The organism is Pedobacter sp. ASV1-7 (genome assembly GCF_040203335.1).
Taxonomy (GTDB): domain Bacteria; phylum Bacteroidota; class Bacteroidia; order Sphingobacteriales; family Sphingobacteriaceae; genus Pedobacter.
In genome coordinates this window covers 1,033,511-1,050,417 of record NZ_JBEHBV010000001.1, presented here as the reverse complement: position 1 = coordinate 1,050,417, position 16,907 = coordinate 1,033,511, and the positions used below count along the sequence as shown (strand labels likewise).

The following is a 16,907-nucleotide window of genomic DNA, read 5'->3' as shown; positions in this document are numbered from 1 at the left end:
ATGTAACCAAATTAAAAATATTAGTCTTATTTTTGAAATTGCATTACATTCTATAAAAACAGATTTTAAATGAAGATCATAACTACCAAAGAGTTTGCAAAAGCTACTAAAATAGATAAGCTAGGTGTTCCCGGTTTAGCAGCTTTGCTCATGGAGATGATGAAATTAAATGATATCAACAAAGTCTTTTCCAAAAATGAACATTTTAACGGACTTGAATTTGTAGATAAAATACTGGAAACGATAGGCGTTAGTATTGATTTTGATGAAGATGACCTTAAGAATATACCCAAAACAGGCGGATTTATTGCTATAGCCAATCACCCGTATGGGGGTATTGAAGGCCTTGCACTAGTAAAATTACTATGTACGGTAAGACCAGAATCTAAGGTAATGGTTAATTTTATCCTTAAAAAAATCCCTAATCTGAGCGAATTCTTTGTAGCGGTAAATCCATTCGAAAATGTACAACACACCTCAAGTATAAGTGGATTAAAAGCAACCTTCGATCTTTTACAAAGTGGAACTCCTATTGGAATATTCCCAGCTGGAGAGGTTTCGACATTCAGCCTGGACAAACAGGAAATTACCGACAGGTTATGGCATCCCGTTGTGGGGAAACTGATTGCCAGAGCCAAGCTTCCTGTTGTTCCTATCTACTTTCATGGTAATAATGGGGTCCTGTTTAATATCTTAAGCTTTATACATCCAACATTAAGGACTGCAAAACTTCCATCTGAGTTTTTAAACAAACAAGGGCTTAAAATAAAGGTGAGAATCGGCAAGCCAATTCATATTGAAGATATATCATACCGGAACAACACCAATAAGCTGCTTGATTTTCTAAGGGCACGTACTTATGCTCTGGGAACCGGACTCGAAGAAGAGAAAAAGTTGTTTAACCCCATAAACCTTTTCAAGATCAAGAAGAAGCCCGAGCCGGTTATCGAAGAAACAGATCGAAATGTAATTGTTGAAGAGATTGAGGGCCTGGAAGGCTTTAGGGTCTGGCAGGAAAAAAACTACGAGGTATATATTGCACCAACAGTGGCCATTCCGAATATATTAAGAGAGATCGGCCGCTTAAGAGAGATCACCTTTAGAGAAGTTGGTGAAGGGACAAATAAAAAGATTGACCTCGATAATTATGACATTTATTACAGTCACTTATTTATATGGGACAAGGAACTGCAAAATATTGTAGGTGCCTACCGTATCGGTAAAGGCGATGAGATCTTAAACACCATGGGTCGCAGAGGGTTTTACCTTTCGGAACTGTTTAAGATTAAAGAGCCATTCTATCCATTGCTTAGAAAAGGTATTGAGCTTGGCCGTTCATGGATCAGAAAAGAATATCAGTTGAAGCCTTTACCCCTGTTCTTATTATGGAAAGGTATCTTAAAATATCTACTGGATAACCCTCAGTACAGATACATGTTCGGACCGGTAAGCATCAGCAATAACTTCTCTAAGTTTTCTAAATCGCTGATAGTTGATTACATTACCAAAAACCACTTCGATTACGAGCTGGCGCATTACGTGAAACCTAAAAACAAGTTTAAAGCGGATTTATCGGCCATTGATAAAGATTTACTTGTTGAAAGTAGTGAATCGCTAAAAGACCTCGATAGCCTGATCTCTGATATTGAAAACTCTCATATCAAGATCCCTGTTTTATTAAGACAATACATGAATCTGAATGCAAAAATCATTTGCTTCAATATAGATCCTAAGTTTTCTGACTGTCTGGATGGCTTCCTGGTAGTGGATATGCAAAATATTCCTTCAGAGATGCTGGAGAAGGTAGGAAAGAATTTCTAAACAAAAAAGCCACGACATCCATCGTGGCTTTTTTGTATCAACTAAACCTAAACTTTATAAATACTAACCAAATATTTATGCCACAAAAGTATGGTCGTCATGTTAAGGGTTTGTTAATTACTGATTATTATAAAAGTTTTTAAGGGTAAAAGCTTAATATACATCTCAGGTTAATTCTATGTATATTTAAAGTAAATAGAACATTAACTTATTATGAACCGTCTGCTCAAAATATTCGGTACGCTCATTCTTATAATGACTGTAGGATTTACTTACGGTCAGCGGGATAGCTATCGTATTAGTTTTGAGTTTTCTAACGACACTTTTAATCTGGAAGTAGACTCTTCTATCATAGTAGGAAATGACCATGCTTTAGACAAAACCGAAATTCTCTCCTACTATGACCGGGTAAATACAGGAAAGTACACGGCTGTACTGGACAGTTTACTAGCATATAAGAAATCTCATCAATTAAATGACTGGTTATACTATCAGCTGATTCGAAGAACAGCCCAGGCTATTAGTCCCAAAAAGGACAACTATGAACGCTATACCTTTTACAAATGGTTTCTTTTAGGAAAATCCGGTTATGATGCCAGGCTAACTTTGTCAGACAACAGGATCATATTTTATGTCTACAATGATGAAGATATATCCGACATTCCTTTTGTCATGTTTATGAGTAAAAAGTATATGTGTCTAAATCGTCATGATTATGCTTATGCAGACCTTAATAAGGTCCCTCCTCACGAAATGATTAGTATTCCTGAATCAAAGAAAGCCTTTTCTTATAAAGTCACCAGGATGCCTGATTTCAAGCCCGAGGACTATTACGAAAAGAAAGTACAGTTCAATTATAAGCATAAAACTTATCACTTTAACATCAAACTAAACTCAGAAGTAGAGCATATTTTTCTCAACTATCCTGTTGTTGATTTTGAATCTTATTTCAACATACCCTTAAGCAAAGAAACTTACGGATCACTTATTCCGATGTTAAGGAAAAACCTTGAGGGGATGAAGCAGAAAAAGGGGATTGATTATTTAATGCGCTTTACCAGATATGCTTTTTTATATGAGGATGACGATAAAAACTTTGGCAAGGAAAAGCGCTTGTCGCCAGAGGAAACTCTCTTTGCAAAATACAGCGACTGTGACGATCGGGCTGCCCTTTTCTTTTTTCTTGTAAAAGAGATTTACAATCTGCCAATGATTGCATTACTATACCCTACTCATATTACTATGGCTGTTCAATTTGATAAACCTATTGGCCAACCGATCTTGTACAATGGAAAAACCTATTCCTTCTGTGAACCTACCCCTCAAAAAGAAGATTTGAATATTGGACAGATTTCCACTGATCTTAGAAATGTTCCGTACAAGATTGTTTACGCTTACGAGCCAATTCATAAATAAGCTTCAGTTTTTTCTATTTTATGGGATAAAATCAATAAGGAAAAACCTAAATCAAGTGCTATACATAAGGTTTTTTTCAGCCATACTAAATAGTAAGTCCATAGTAAGTCCATGTTAAGTCCATAGTAAATCCATGTTTTTACATAATAACTTGGAATTACTATAGATATAACTTATATTTATAATGCAGTTATTATTAACTATAGTCTAACCATTTATAAATTCAACTTAACCTCTATTCATTATGGCTTACATTGATGGCAAATTTATTCGTGGAACAGCTGGAGCTGTCATTTTTAAAAAGGTAGGAAAGAAACAAGTAGTTGTAGGGAAATCAAAAAAGGAGTTCATTGATATGACTCCCGCAACGTATAATGCAGCTTACGTTTTTGGAAGAGCCAGCACATTAGCCTCCTATATCAGAGGAAGTGCTGAACCAATTATAGGTTTTCATGATGGAGGAATGATTTCCAGATTTACGGGCGAATGCAATCAGATTGTACAAAAGGCATCGACTGATAAAGAAGGGGTGTTTGATTTTCGCCAGGATTACTTTAACCGCTTAAACGGTTTTGAGTTCAACAATATGTCACCGGTAAAAAACTATCTGTTTGCGCAACCCATAGTTAGTCTTACTGAGCAAAATGTAACGATAGATTTCCCGGAGATTAAAGTGCCTAAGGACTTAAAATTCCCTCCCAATGCCAGATATTGTACCGTAGCATTTAGTGTAACATTATTTGATTTGGAAAATGATCAATTTCAACTTCAGGACATACAATCTTTTGAAATTGAGATCACAGCCAAGTCTTTTATCCATCCCGCACAACAGCTAATTTTTGAAAGCTCAACAGGTTCATTGTGTGTCGTTACCCTTGCACTGTACTATTCAGAAAAAACATTTGCAGGAAATGCTGTGATCAATAATAAAGACTTCTGTCCATCTGCAGTATTAAAAGCAGAGTTTTGCCCTGGAGAGCAGACTAAACAGGAAGGGTGGATGGAAATGGTTTTCAATGAGAAAAAGAAACATAAAAAGGCAAGTAAGCCTAAAAAGAAAAGAGATGATCAGAGCTCTTAATCGTTAATTCAATTGAAAATAATCCGATCAGCTATCCCCCCCTGGTTTCAAATCAGATTTGCTTCTAAGAAAAAGGCATAGGAAGAAAAGATTCAAGTCAGATCACAACAGATAAAAAAAGAACCCGTATCATCTTTTGATTTATGATACGGGTTCTTTTTTGTATTTAACAATATATAAACTTAGTAAGTTGCTGTTTTTGGAGTCCAGTTAGCCCAATTAGCTGTCCAGTCAGTAGTATTCATAGCACCTACATAAGTTTCTACAGTAAAGCCAGTAGAAAGATCTGCACCAGCAAAACTAGCTTTGCCTAAAGCTACTGAACCAGCTTTTAATGTCAGTTTAGGAGCAGTAATAGAAGTACTGTTCAAACCAGCTGCATCAACACTGGCAATTGTTGTATTTGCACCTGTAGCAGCAAAAGTAGCTAAAGCTGCAGCATCAACAAAAGATGTTACTCCAGTGATCAAACCATAATTCGCACTAGCACCAAACACTAAATTATTTGATAGTGATGATCTACCAGCTTTGTATTCAGCAGCAGGAAATTCAGTATTGAATTCTATAGCATTTGTTTTTGCACCAACAATAATTGAATTAGCTAATACCAAACGGCTATTTCTACCGAAATAAATTGCAGCACCATGATTGGCCACACCTGATGCTCCAGGTCCTATAAATGTAAAGTTTGATAGTACTGGTCTAGAGTATTCATCTCTACTCACCGTACCTCCGTTATCATCTTCAACAGCTCTTGAGATAGATTTATCAGCTAGATTTGGATCTCTAAAAGAGATACCATATTGAATTTTACCTGTATAACCTTGGTCAAAATCAAAATCATCATCAAGACCACGGAAAGCAACTAAATGTGATGCGTTTACTGTACCTCCAAAGAATTCAAAAGAATCATCCGCACAGTAAGATACCTGTACGTGATGTAAAATCGTTCCGCTACCAACACCACATAAAGTTAAACCATTGATCTCTTTGTCTGTTTGTATTGGATAACCAGAAAACTCAATACGAACATAGGTAAACTCACCAGATTTGTCAGCCAGATCAGGAGTTAAACCTCCACCATATTCTGCTACACCTTCACCCAAAGCTCCACCTTCATACTGAGCAGTACCAGTTGCAGTATTAACTTTAGATTTACCACAGATAACAACACCTGCCCAATCCCCTTCTTTTCTAGTTTCTGCAGGCTGATCTGAAGTAAAAACAATTGGATTAGTAGCAGTACCATTGGCTTTAATGTAGCCACCACGCTCAACAATAAGTGCTCCCATAGAAGCTTTTTCTCCTTTAATTACAGTACCAGCAGGAATTTCCAAATTTCCACCATTACCCATTACACGTACATAGCCTCTCAACAAATATATTTTGTTGGCATCAAGAACCTTTTTTGAAGTAATCTGTCCTTCCAAAACGACAACGTCTTTTGGTTCATCAATGATCTCTTCTTCTGAATCCTTTTTACATGCAGTAAAGCTCGTTGCTAATGCTAGCATTGCCATCGCAAATAATTTACTTGTTTTCATTCTTTCCTATTTTTGTTTTTATAAAATTAGTTCAACTGTATTAGATCGATTTTAAAATAGTATTATCCTATTGTTAAGGTTTTTTTTAGAATTTATATCCAAATGACAATGAAAAGCTTCGACCATACTTAACACTATTGATCAACTGATCATCTACTTTCACAAATTTCTTATCGTTATTTAAATCTTGGTAATAACTGGCATCACTATCTAACAGATTGCTAATGTTTAGCTTAATCTCAGCACGATTTTTAATAACTTTCTTTGCAATTTGAAAATCTAACAAATCTCTTGGGGCCTCATAGATATCTGGATAATCCGCTAAAAAAGAACCATTCTCTGTTCTACCAAATCCTACTACTGAAATTCTTCGGCCAATTCGATTATACAAAATGCTAGCCTGCCAGCCTGAGTCTTCTGTATTATATTGAAAACCTGTATTAATCAAGTAAGGAGATTGTCCCTGAAGTGCTCTTTTATTGTTAATTGTTACCATACCTGCACCAAAATCAACCTCCGATTTAATTATTGCAGCATTGGCACTATATACCAGTCGCTTTAAGAATCCAAAACTTTCCGAAATAAACCCTAAATCGTGTCTGATCTCAAATTCAGCACCTGCAATAAAAGCCTCAGGTGCATTAATAAATGACATGGACTTACTCGAAGCCGTAGAACCGTCGATAATGTTATTTTCTATAGGATTTTTCAAATGTTTGTAAAACCCAGATACTGAAATCAATTGCCCGGCAGTAGGATAGAATTCATACCTCAAATCGAAATTCGATATAGTTGTCCTTTCTAAATCACGGTTTCCAATCTTAACTAGACCAGTGATGAAATCATAAAAAGCAAATGGTGCCAGTTCTCTGAATTGCGCCCTCGCTACAGTACTTGAATAACTCAAACGGAAATTAGCTTTAGAGGTAACCTCATAGGCTAAATTAGCCGAGGGTAGGAAATCTAAATAATTATTATCAACATTTACTTTTCCGCTATTATCTCTTGAATCTAACTTCTCTATATAGTTCTCTACTCGCAAACCAAATGTTGCTTTTAATCTCTTAGCAAATGTTCCTGAAATCATAGCGTATCCAGCATTCAAATCTCCAGAACCAGTGTAGTTGTTACTAGGATTACTGATATCGTCAATCATAAATTTATTTGCACCGATATTAGCAGAGCTAAAAATTTGATCTTGAGGCAATACCACTAAAGCATTTGTTTGATCAACAGTTTCTGTAGCCAAGCGATATCCTAATGTACGCGCCTTAAAAGTACGATCCTTATATTGTTTCAAAGCACCGATCTTAAGTGTTTGTCCTTGCTTAAAGATATTCAATGGTAAGCTATAATTTAACCCAGCACCATAAATGCTTTCATCTAGTTCACTAAAAAATCTTCCTGCATCTGACACCGCTGCTGTACTTTGCACTACAGCTTTGTACTCAGTTTCATTTGAAGTAGGATCTAATGAGTATGCTAAGCGTCTTAAATCTGGAAGATTGTTAGTAATTCTAGAATAAGATAAATTCCAGTTTAATTTAGCCTTACTTTTTTGACTAATTAAATGATCACCCTCGAGGACTGAGTTTAGTAATGATTTCTCATTTATTTCCTGTTGAGAAACTTTTTGAAGGATGAATCCGTCGCGAACACCAGATCTAGCCAAAGTACTCTCGTCATAGCTCTGGTTATAAATGTTTTTCAACGATATTTTATTCGCACCTTTTGTGTAAGCAACATTAGCTAATAGACCTAGAGTTGAATTAAAATTGTAGTATTTATCACCGTACTCAAAAATCGGAACTCCGATAGTCCCTCCACTCACTTCGTTATAATCATTCCTTACTTCATCACTGATAGATTGACTGCTCCTATATGTAACAGATCCAATGAAACCAATCTTAGCATCATCTTTCAATCCATATGAATTCCCATAAATCATTTGAAAGTTCTGAGTTGGCGCTGCTACACCTAAATTATTTATTCCCCAGGTATTTTTAAAACTACGTGAAGCAGCTACTTTTTTGTCTAAAGGAAGAAGTAAAAAACGTTCTTTTGAAGATGGGAATGCTGAAGGTAGTTTGCTTTCGCTACCAGCAAAACCCAAATAATTTACTGCGGCTCTACCGTTTCCATAAAAATCTTTAAAGGTTGAAATTGTATTATATCCAGTACCAACGTTAAGCTCTAAAGTTCTACTTGTTGGAAAATCTTTGGTTTTAATTTGAACAGCACCACCTGAAAAGTCGCCTGGCAAATCTGGAGTAGCAGTTTTGCTAATAACAACATTATCAATCAGATTAGAAGGAATGGCATCAAATGAAAATGTCTTACGATCAGGCTCCGTACTCGGCAAGGGGCTATTATTAATCATTGCGGCATTATACCTATCGCTTAATCCACGTACAATAACAAATTTATTATCCTGGATACTAGCGCCACTTACTCTTTTAAGAACCTCACCTGTATTTCTATCGGGCGATTTTTTAATAATATCAGATGAAATACCATCAGAAATAGAAGCACTGTTCTTTTGTAGTGCATATAAAGCATTTACACTTTCTTTCTTAAAGCTTCCTTGTATAACTACCTCACTTAAATTTTGAGAATTAGACTCTTCGAGAATTACATTTAGAGAAGTCGTTTTTCCATTGCTGACTTCAATTTCGCCTATTTCCTTACCTGCATAACCGATGTATTGAAATAAAAGAATATGCTTACCATCAGATAAGCTACTAATTGTATAGTTTCCATCTACATCAGTAGCCGTTCCTTTTGTTGTCCCTTTAATTTTCACGGTAACACCGATCAGTGTTTCCCCGGTTTTCTTATCAGATACTTTACCAGAAATTTTTCCCGTTTGCGCAAATACTGCTGCACTAATAATTACAAATAGAACCGTAATTATTGCTGTTTTGAGATTTAGTTGTGATTTCAATTTTGCTGTATTTTAATTTCCAGCAAAGCTATTACCACAATGTTAGCTATATGTTAGCCTCAAATTACCATTCGTTTACCTACGTGTTAAGAAATAGTTAAATGGCTTTCAGATCAATATCTTATGCCAATTTTTTTGCAAATAAAGTGTAATAACCAAATTGGCCCGATTAACAAGAACTTAACATCTTCTAAAAATGAAGGCTTCTTTCCTTCTATCTTATGTCCGATGAATTGTCCTATCCAGGCGATCACGAAAATCACCAGACATACCAGCCAGAATGCAGGTCCGCCAGCAGCTTCCCAATATTCCAGTTGGACAATAAAGTAACTCATCAAACCAACTACCCACAGCATCAGAAATGATAATGCAGGTGACAAAATAAAGTAATAATATAAAGAAAAAGCAATCAGAAAGGATGCCCAGTTTAAAAAGCCATTGTATTTACCCAAAAACTCGAGGTGAGGAAAAGGGATCGCCCACACTAAGCCCAGCAAACTAAAGACAATTAAAGGCACACAGATCCAGTGTATCAGTTTATTCGTATGATCCTGATGACTTTCTGCATATTTATCAAAAAGTACATCTACCGGTCTTTTAGGTTCTTCCTGAATTACTTTATTTTGTCCCTTCTTCATGTTTTTACTATTATTCTGTAAAAATAAGAAAAGCGATAGGATAACCTATCGCTTCATATTAATTATTTAACTTCTTAGGGTTACTTGGCAAACGCCACAGATCTTGTTTCTCTGATTACAGTTACCTTAATCTGACCAGGATAAGTCATTTCGGTTTGGATCCTGTTTGAAATATCCGCTGCCAGCAATTCTGCCTGCTGATCAGTAACTCTTTCGCTCTCTACCACTACACGCAGCTCTCTACCTGCTTGTATTGCAAATGTTTTCTCTACACCTGGGTAAGATAATGCAAGCTCTTCCAACTCTTTTAAACGCTTGATATAGCTTTCAACTACCTCACGACGTGCACCCGGACGGGCTCCTGAAATCGCATCACAAGCCTGAATAATTGGTGAAATCATTGAAGTCATCTCGATCTCATCATGGTGAGCACCAATTGCATTACAAATCTCCGGGTGTTCTTTATATTTCTCAGCCAGTTGCATACCTAAAATTGCGTGTGGCAATTCTGGGTTGTCATCAGGTACTTTACCTATATCGTGTAATAATCCTGCACGTTTAGCCATTTTAGCATTTAAGCCAAGTTCCGCAGCCATAGTCGCACAGAAGTTTGCTACCTCACGTGAGTGATGTAATAAGTTCTGACCATAAGATGAACGGTAACGCATACGTCCAACCATTCTGATCAACTCAGGATGAAGACCGTGGATGCCTAAATCAATTACGGTACGCTCACCAATCTCTACTATTTCGTCTTCAATTTGTTTTTTAGTTTTGGCAACAACCTCTTCAATACGTGCCGGGTGTATCCTGCCATCTGTAACCAAACGATGTAATGCCAAACGTGCAATTTCTCTTCTTACCGGGTCAAAGCCAGATAGGATAATAGCTTCAGGAGTATCATCAACGATGATCTCAATACCTGTAGCAGCTTCAAGTGCACGTATGTTACGACCTTCTCTACCAATTACACGACCTTTTATCTCATCACTTTCGATATGGAAGATAGAAACTGTATTTTCTATTGCAGCTTCAACAGCAGTACGCTGTATGGTCTGAATAACGACCTTTTTAGCTTCTTTAGTAGCAGTAAGTTTAGCTTCGTCTACAATATCCTTAACCTGGATCATAGCTTGTGTACGTGCTTCTTGTTTCATGCTTTCTACCAACTGGTTCTTTGCTTCATCAGCACTTAAGCCAGCAATAGTCTCCAATTGTTTAACATGTTGGTTCTTTAAAACATCTACCTCTTCTTGTTTTTTAATTGCAAGCTCGGTTTGTTTTTCCAGGTTCTTCTTTTGGTTATCAAGTTCCTGCTCTTTGCGGTTATAATTTTCTAAACGTTGGTTAATGCTTTGCTCTTTTTGCTTGATTGCATTTTCCCTTTGATTGATCTGGTTGTTTTTATTATTTACTTCCTGCTCATGCTCCGATTTCAGTTGCAAAAACTTCTCTTTTGCTTCTAGCAGCCTATCCTTCTTTAAAATCTCAGCCTTGCTTTCCGCATCTTTGAGCATTTTTTTCACTTTGGTCTGGGCTGCAATCTCCTGGGTCTTTAGTAAATTCCTTAGCAGGAACCTCCCTACAAGAATCCCGACAGCAAGGCCGGCCAGTACATATCCTATTATTCCTAATATTTCCATTCTCTATTTGTATTTATTGTTTTAATCAGATACAATCTTAATGATGTTATACATCCATATTAGATTTAAATCCTATCTGACTATTTATTTCTTTGTTTACATATGGTTTTTCTAATTAAAAAAAAACCGCAACTATTTTAATAAGTCTCAATTTTAAAAACCTCAACGAGTTATAATTAGGATTTAAGTCATTTTCAGGTACATAAAATGTAAATGAAATACACCTTCTTAATCCTATAAATATTGAAGTGTTAAGTTTTAAAAAGTGAAACTCAAAAAATAGCCGCGGCTATATCTTTGTGCTAATCTTAACTTGTAAAAAGAACAAACCTTATTTTAAGAAAAACCCGTTTAATAAACTATCCAATTCCTCAACCTTCTCGGCAACTGCAGTATCCTGGTTTTGCACTTTATTTTCTACTCTTAATACTGCTGTTGCATAATGCAGCACTGCCATAGAAAGCAAATCCTGTTTATCTCTAACCGCATAATTTTCCTGATAGTCCTTTATGCGCTCATTAATAATTTTGGCTGCTCGCCTTACAATTTCTTCCTCTTCTGTATTTACCTTTAACGGATATATACGATCGGATATGGTTATTTTTATCGAGATTTCTCCCATTTCTTAGCTTTGTTTCAATTCAAGCATCACTTATTTTTTAAGTAACACAACACACTTATCTATTTCACGCACAAAATCGTTAATTTTTTGCTTTATATCAAGTGTCTTTTCACTTGTTCCCTCAATACTTTTCGCCAATTTTAAAACTCTTAGCTTTTCTTCAAGATCCATATTCTTGGTTTTTGAGGTATCAAGTGCAACTTTTACCGATTCATTTTCCAGCTTAAGCAACTCATTCTCTTCTTGTAATGCACTACAAAGCTCTATTAAACGAGCAGTTTTCTGCAATACGGAGGTTAATTGATCTGCTACTGATGACATGAATAAATATTTATATTTTTTTACTTTCTAATTTCTGCTTTTGCTGTTTGTGCTAAGTTATGAATAATCTTTTGCATAACATTATCAATTTGTTTATCAGTCAACGTTTGTTCTTCATCTTGTATAGTGAAGTTCAAAGCGTACGATTTCTTGCCTTCTGGCAATTTATCACCAACATAAACGTCAAACACCTGCACATTCTTAACCAGCTTCTTCTCTGATTTAAACACAATGCTCTTTAAAGTATCGAAAGTAACAGCAGTATCTACCAGCATCGATAAGTCTCTTCTTACTGCCGGATATTTAGGAACTTCTTTATTAATGATCCTATTTTTCTTTACCATATCAAGTATAAGAGCCCAGTCGAAATCAGCGTAATAAACTTCTTTATCTACATCAGCTTTCTTTCTGTCAGCCGCAGTTGCAGCCCCAAAACTCACAATAGCTTTATCACCTCTGAAGTACTTCAATCCAAAAGCAAAGTTCTCATCCTTCAATTCTTCAGTCTGATAAGTTGTGATCCCTAGACGACCAATAATAGCATCTACAGCTGCTTTCAAATGATAAAAACTAACTGCTGTAGGTTTTTGATTCCATTGCTCAGTCTGATTATTTCCTGAAAGCAAGATCAACAGGCGCGGACGCTCTACATATTTATCATTAATCAGGTGATATGTTTTACCGAACTCATAAAACTTAATATCAGGTGTTTTCCTGTTCTGATTATAAGCCACACTCTCCAATGCAGGCATCAACAGATGTTGACGCATTACATTTAGATCTGAACTTAATGGGTTCAAAATTTGTACAGCTTCTTCTGGATTTTTGGAGTAAGCTCCTTTTGTTAAAGAGTTACACCAGATTTCTAAATAACCATTTGCAGTAAGCATGTCAGCAATCACATGTTGCGTCTGCTCTTTGTCTGGTTTTGATGTGTACGAAAGTGAAGCATTTACTTTACTCGGAATCTGAATGTTGTTGTATCCATAAATTCTAAGCACTTCTTCAGTGATATCACACTCGCGCGTTACATCTACTTTAAAAGTTGGAACTTTAAGGCTTAATCCTTCTGCTGTTTCTGTGGCAACGTTAATTCCTAAAGCTTTAATAATAGATTTGATCTCATCGGAAGGAATATCGGTACCAATTAATCTGGTAATATTCTGATAAGTAACCTCTACATCAAATGGTTTTACAGGATCAGGATATAAATCCGACACCTGAGATGATACTTTTCCTCCAGCCAACTCAGTAATCAATAATGCTGCTCTCTTCAAAGCTGTAACAGTCATTTCAGGATCAGTTCCACGCTCGAATCTGAATGAAGCATCTGTCTTTAAAGAGTGACGCTTTGATGTTTTTCTTACTGAAACCGCATTGAAATAAGCACTTTCTAAAAAGATATTGGTTGTACTCTCGCTAACACCAGAACTTTTTCCACCAAATACACCCGCAATACACATTGGCTCTTCTGCATTGCAAATCATTAGATCTTCTGCCGAAAGCTTACGCTCTACTCCATCTAATGTTACAAATGGAGTACCCTCTGCACATTTCTTAACGCTTACTTTACCACCTTTTATCTGATCTGCATCAAAAGCATGCAACGGCACACCAAGGTCATGCAACACATAATTGGTTACATCTACAATATTGTTGATTGGTCTGATGCCGATAACTTTCAATTTATCTTGCAACCAATCTGGCGAAGGCTGAACAGTAACACCACTAATAGTTACACTACTATAGCGCGGACAAGCGGTTGTATCTTCAACTGATACGTCAATCACCAAACTTTCATTATCTGTTTTAAAGCTTGAGATATCCGGCATCTGAACTGATGTACGGAAGTAAGCGGCTAAATCTCTTGCCACACCTAAATGGGATGTTGCATCCGCTCTATTTGGCGTTAAGCCAATTTCAAAAAGATAATCGTCTTCTAATTTAAAATATGCCTTTGCCGTCGTACCTACTACAGTGTCTTCTGGAAGCACCATAATCCCATCATGTGATACGCCTAAACCAATTTCATCTTCAGCACAGATCATCCCTTCAGATGCTTCTCCACGTATTTTAGATTTATTGATTTTAAAAGGTTCTCCTTCATTAGGATAAACGGTTGTTCCTACTGTTGCAACAACAACTTTTTGTCCTTGTGCCACGTTAGGGGCTCCACAAACAACCTGAATAGGCTCGGGCCCACCCACATCTACCGTAGTTACACGTAAGCGATCTGCATTTGGATGTTGCACGCAACTCAATACATGTCCGATGACCAATCCTTCCAATCCACCTGCAACAGGCTGTACTGTTTCCAGACTTTCTACTTCCAAACCGATATCGGTTAAGATAAGTGATACTTCCTGTGGTGTTTTATCTGTCTGAATGAATTGTTTGAGCCAATTGTATGATATCTTCATGTTGCGTATTCAATATAAAACGCAAAGATATTATTTAAAGCGGAAAGCAGAAAGCCTTAATGTTCTTACATTATATAAAACGCAAGCAAATAGAAACAGATAACTAGTGTATATTAATGTTACTTAATATCACAGCGCAAGCTCCTGCCCCGACAACTATCAAAATCACACCAATAATCAGTATAGTTAAAGCTGGCTTTAAGGGCTTATTATATACCGCATCGACAATTAATTGTATAAAACCAACTAAAAGCAAAAGACCAACAGCAGCCCAGTAAATTAAAAAAAATGCCATTTTTAATATATTAGTCTATAATCAAATATAGTTAATTGACGTTTAATTTCTCTCTTATAGAATCTATTTTATGATCCCTATAAAAGATATTCATCGTTTCAAACGGAATGATTTTCATCTTATCACTTACGATGTGAACGCATGACTTTTTTACTGCCCTTACATCAAAATCCAGTGGATCCATAAAGTTCATGATGATAATCCTGAAAAGATTGTCGTAACTCAGGTGATCAGACTTCACCCTTGGCAAACAACACATCAGCTCTCCAAACGTCTCCTCTGCACAATCAACAGATACGCCTGTACTGAATAAATTGAGCATGTGCTCCTTTAGCTTTTCGTCATGCTCAAAAACTATTGTATTTTTTGAGTTGTTCAACAAATCTTCCGGATTAATCAGATGGGTCATAGGAATCACTTCATTATCCAGTTTCAAGGCATAAGCCATACATAAGGCATCTGGATTACAAGGCACCGGAATTAAATCCTGAGGGGTAAACACGGGATATTGTTCATATATTTTCCGACGTACCTCTGTCAATGTAATCCTCCCGGCCTGATCATTATAATTGTCATTTCTTCCAGCCACCTGTGTAGGCTGAAAAGTTACCCCTCTTACACACTTCTGCTTTAATGCATAATCCAGGATTTCACCAATTTCATGATCGTTAACACCTTTCTGTAAAGTAACAACAAGAGTTGTAGACACATTAAACTGATTTAAATGATCTATTGCTTTCTTTCTTACTTCTGTAAGGTCTTCTCCTCTTAACTTCTCTAAAACTTCAGCACTAAAGCTATCAAACTGCAGATAAATCTCGAAATCAGGCATATATGAAGCCAGACGCTCTACAAAAGCAATATCTTTTGCAATCCTTATCCCATTGGTATTCACCATTAAATGTTTAATAGGTTTTGTTTTGGCCAGATCTAATATTTTAAAAAAATCAGGATGTACTGTAGGCTCACCACCTGAAAGCTGAACAACATCAGGCTCTCCTTCATTGGCCACTACAACATCCATCATTTTATTAATTTCTTCCAATGTACGGTGCCGTCCATAATTAGGAGAAGACATAGCATAACAAGTCGGACAGCTTAAATTACACCTATCAGTCACTTCGATAACAGTCAGACAAGAATGCTGCTCATGATCTGTACATAATCCACAGTCATACGGACAACCATAATGCACTTTTGTATTAAACTTTAAAGGCATTTCCGATTGTTTATTATAATTCCTGATCTGCTTATAATACTCTACATCATCAGCAATCATCACCTTACTATCACCATGTGCACGACAATTCTTTAACATGAATACCTTTTCATCCTGAAAAACTATTTTAGCATCACAAAGCATCAAGCATTCTGGGCAAAGGCTTTTAGTATAATCGTAATAAATATAATCTCTCGTCTTCATGGTTTAGGTTTTATCATCCTGATGATGAATTTATAATAATAAAGAAAAATAAATAAAGCTGACCAATGGATACTGCTTAAATTCAAGAAAATGGGATGATAGGGTTTGATAAACTCTGTTAAAAACCGAAACAGGAAATACAATACCATGAACAGTTTAAACCGATCGCCATTCAGCATCTCCTTTTTTCTGATGAAAATGAAAAGTCCCATTAGCAGTACCATATAGATCATTTCGTAAAGCACAACAGAATGCCGTTTTAGTCCGTCTCCCAAATCCATTCCCATAAAAAAAGAAGTTTCCACACCATAAACAGGCTCTTCAATCCCCATTAGAAAACAACCTATACGGCCAATAAACAAAGCCACTATAATAGGAATCACATATACATCACCCGACGCCGCTTTTACACCGATCAGCTTCTTAATCAACTCCACACCAAATAGTCCACCTAATAAGCCACCTGCAATAGTCTTACTCTGATATAGAGTACTGAATGTCAACACACTTAAACTCTCTGGTGTTTCAAGCACCGCTACAACCCTCGATCCTATCAGAGCACCGATCATAGCACCCAACATAATCCATAATCTATTTTCATCAGAGATCGGATCCTTTATTCCTTTCTTTAAAAAATAATAAAGTCTTACCCCTATAAAAAAAGCCAGGAGCTCAAAAATATAGTGCCAGTGATATGATTCACCAAAGAATGTAAACTGAACCGGGAACGTCAACTTTT

13 protein-coding genes are annotated in these 16,907 nt (G+C 36.3%); 3 read left to right on the top strand and 10 right to left on the bottom strand.

The window, feature by feature from the left end:
- Nucleotides 1–69 precede the first annotated feature (69 nt).
- The 3 genes from ABDJ41_RS04490 to ABDJ41_RS04480 all read left to right on the top strand — a co-directional run bounded on the left by ABDJ41_RS04490 (nucleotide 70) and on the right by ABDJ41_RS04480 (nucleotide 4,318).
- Nucleotides 70–1,821, top strand: a complete 1,752-nt coding sequence (locus ABDJ41_RS04490) for a bifunctional lysophospholipid acyltransferase family protein/GNAT family N-acetyltransferase (protein ID WP_349784553.1) — start codon at nucleotides 70–72, stop codon at nucleotides 1,819–1,821.
- A gap of 213 nt (nucleotides 1,822–2,034) precedes the next feature.
- Nucleotides 2,035–3,237 (top strand): hypothetical protein, encoded by a 1,203-nt coding sequence (locus tag ABDJ41_RS04485; RefSeq protein WP_349784552.1) that lies wholly within the window; start codon nucleotides 2,035–2,037, stop codon nucleotides 3,235–3,237.
- A 244-nt stretch (nucleotides 3,238–3,481) separates the two neighbouring features.
- On the top strand, nucleotides 3,482–4,318 hold the full coding sequence (locus ABDJ41_RS04480) for a hypothetical protein (RefSeq protein ID WP_349784551.1): 837 nt from the start codon (nucleotides 3,482–3,484) through the stop codon (nucleotides 4,316–4,318).
- Between the two features lie 182 nt (nucleotides 4,319–4,500).
- On the opposite strand, the gene ABDJ41_RS04475 is transcribed toward ABDJ41_RS04480, so the two are convergent.
- From ABDJ41_RS04475 to ABDJ41_RS04430, 10 genes are all read right to left on the bottom strand, one after another.
- Complete coding sequence (locus ABDJ41_RS04475) at nucleotides 4,501–5,862, bottom strand: beta-helix domain-containing protein (RefSeq protein WP_349784550.1); 1,362 nt, start codon at nucleotides 5,860–5,862, stop codon at nucleotides 4,501–4,503.
- A gap of 85 nt (nucleotides 5,863–5,947) precedes the next feature.
- The gene (locus ABDJ41_RS04470; RefSeq protein ID WP_349784549.1) at nucleotides 5,948–8,806 is read right to left on the bottom strand and encodes a TonB-dependent receptor; all 2,859 of its coding nucleotides are present in this window, start codon (nucleotides 8,804–8,806) and stop codon (nucleotides 5,948–5,950) included.
- A gap of 113 nt (nucleotides 8,807–8,919) precedes the next feature.
- Nucleotides 8,920–9,444 carry an Mpo1 family 2-hydroxy fatty acid dioxygenase gene (locus ABDJ41_RS04465; protein WP_349784548.1) on the bottom strand — a complete coding sequence of 175 codons (525 nt, stop codon included), beginning with the start codon at nucleotides 9,442–9,444 and terminating at the stop codon, nucleotides 8,920–8,922.
- 80 nt (nucleotides 9,445–9,524) lie between these two features.
- Nucleotides 9,525–11,087 carry a ribonuclease Y gene (rny, locus tag ABDJ41_RS04460; RefSeq protein ID WP_349784547.1) on the bottom strand — a complete coding sequence of 521 codons (1,563 nt, stop codon included), beginning with the start codon at nucleotides 11,085–11,087 and terminating at the stop codon, nucleotides 9,525–9,527.
- A 331-nt stretch (nucleotides 11,088–11,418) separates the two neighbouring features.
- Nucleotides 11,419–11,709, bottom strand: coding sequence for a cell division protein ZapA (locus tag ABDJ41_RS04455; protein WP_349784546.1), 291 nt, complete (start codon nucleotides 11,707–11,709; stop codon nucleotides 11,419–11,421).
- A gap of 30 nt (nucleotides 11,710–11,739) precedes the next feature.
- Nucleotides 11,740–12,030, bottom strand: a complete 291-nt coding sequence (locus ABDJ41_RS04450) for a hypothetical protein (RefSeq protein WP_349784545.1) — start codon at nucleotides 12,028–12,030, stop codon at nucleotides 11,740–11,742.
- A 20-nt stretch (nucleotides 12,031–12,050) separates the two neighbouring features.
- Nucleotides 12,051–14,450: a phenylalanine--tRNA ligase subunit beta gene (gene pheT, locus ABDJ41_RS04445; RefSeq protein ID WP_349784544.1), complete on the bottom strand. Its 2,400-nt coding sequence runs from the start codon at nucleotides 14,448–14,450 to the stop codon at nucleotides 12,051–12,053.
- A 103-nt stretch (nucleotides 14,451–14,553) separates the two neighbouring features.
- Nucleotides 14,554–14,745: a hypothetical protein gene (locus ABDJ41_RS04440; RefSeq protein WP_349784542.1), complete on the bottom strand. Its 192-nt coding sequence runs from the start codon at nucleotides 14,743–14,745 to the stop codon at nucleotides 14,554–14,556.
- 31 nt (nucleotides 14,746–14,776) lie between these two features.
- Nucleotides 14,777–16,168, bottom strand: coding sequence for a radical SAM protein (locus ABDJ41_RS04435; protein WP_349784541.1), 1,392 nt, complete (start codon nucleotides 16,166–16,168; stop codon nucleotides 14,777–14,779).
- Nucleotides 16,165–16,902: a prolipoprotein diacylglyceryl transferase gene (locus ABDJ41_RS04430; protein WP_349784540.1), complete on the bottom strand. Its 738-nt coding sequence runs from the start codon at nucleotides 16,900–16,902 to the stop codon at nucleotides 16,165–16,167. Before ABDJ41_RS04430 ends, ABDJ41_RS04435 begins: the two co-directional genes overlap by 4 nt.
- Nucleotides 16,903–16,907 lie beyond the last annotated feature (5 nt).

Coding starts and splice junctions, on each gene's coding strand:
- ABDJ41_RS04435 (WP_349784541.1), bottom strand. CDS start 16,168: ATGAAGACGAGAGATTATATTTATTACGATTATACTAAAAGCCTTTGC.
- rny (WP_349784547.1), bottom strand. CDS start 11,087: ATGGAAATATTAGGAATAATAGGATATGTACTGGCCGGCCTTGCTGTC.
- ABDJ41_RS04465 (WP_349784548.1), bottom strand. CDS start 9,444: ATGAAGAAGGGACAAAATAAAGTAATTCAGGAAGAACCTAAAAGACCG.
- pheT (WP_349784544.1), bottom strand. CDS start 14,450: ATGAAGATATCATACAATTGGCTCAAACAATTCATTCAGACAGATAAA.
- ABDJ41_RS04450 (WP_349784545.1), bottom strand. CDS start 12,030: ATGTCATCAGTAGCAGATCAATTAACCTCCGTATTGCAGAAAACTGCT.
- ABDJ41_RS04440 (WP_349784542.1), bottom strand. CDS start 14,745: ATGGCATTTTTTTTAATTTACTGGGCTGCTGTTGGTCTTTTGCTTTTA.
- ABDJ41_RS04480 (WP_349784551.1), top strand. CDS start 3,482: ATGGCTTACATTGATGGCAAATTTATTCGTGGAACAGCTGGAGCTGTC.
- ABDJ41_RS04455 (WP_349784546.1), bottom strand. CDS start 11,709: ATGGGAGAAATCTCGATAAAAATAACCATATCCGATCGTATATATCCG.
- ABDJ41_RS04485 (WP_349784552.1), top strand. CDS start 2,035: ATGAACCGTCTGCTCAAAATATTCGGTACGCTCATTCTTATAATGACT.
- ABDJ41_RS04490 (WP_349784553.1), top strand. CDS start 70: ATGAAGATCATAACTACCAAAGAGTTTGCAAAAGCTACTAAAATAGAT.
- ABDJ41_RS04475 (WP_349784550.1), bottom strand. CDS start 5,862: ATGAAAACAAGTAAATTATTTGCGATGGCAATGCTAGCATTAGCAACG.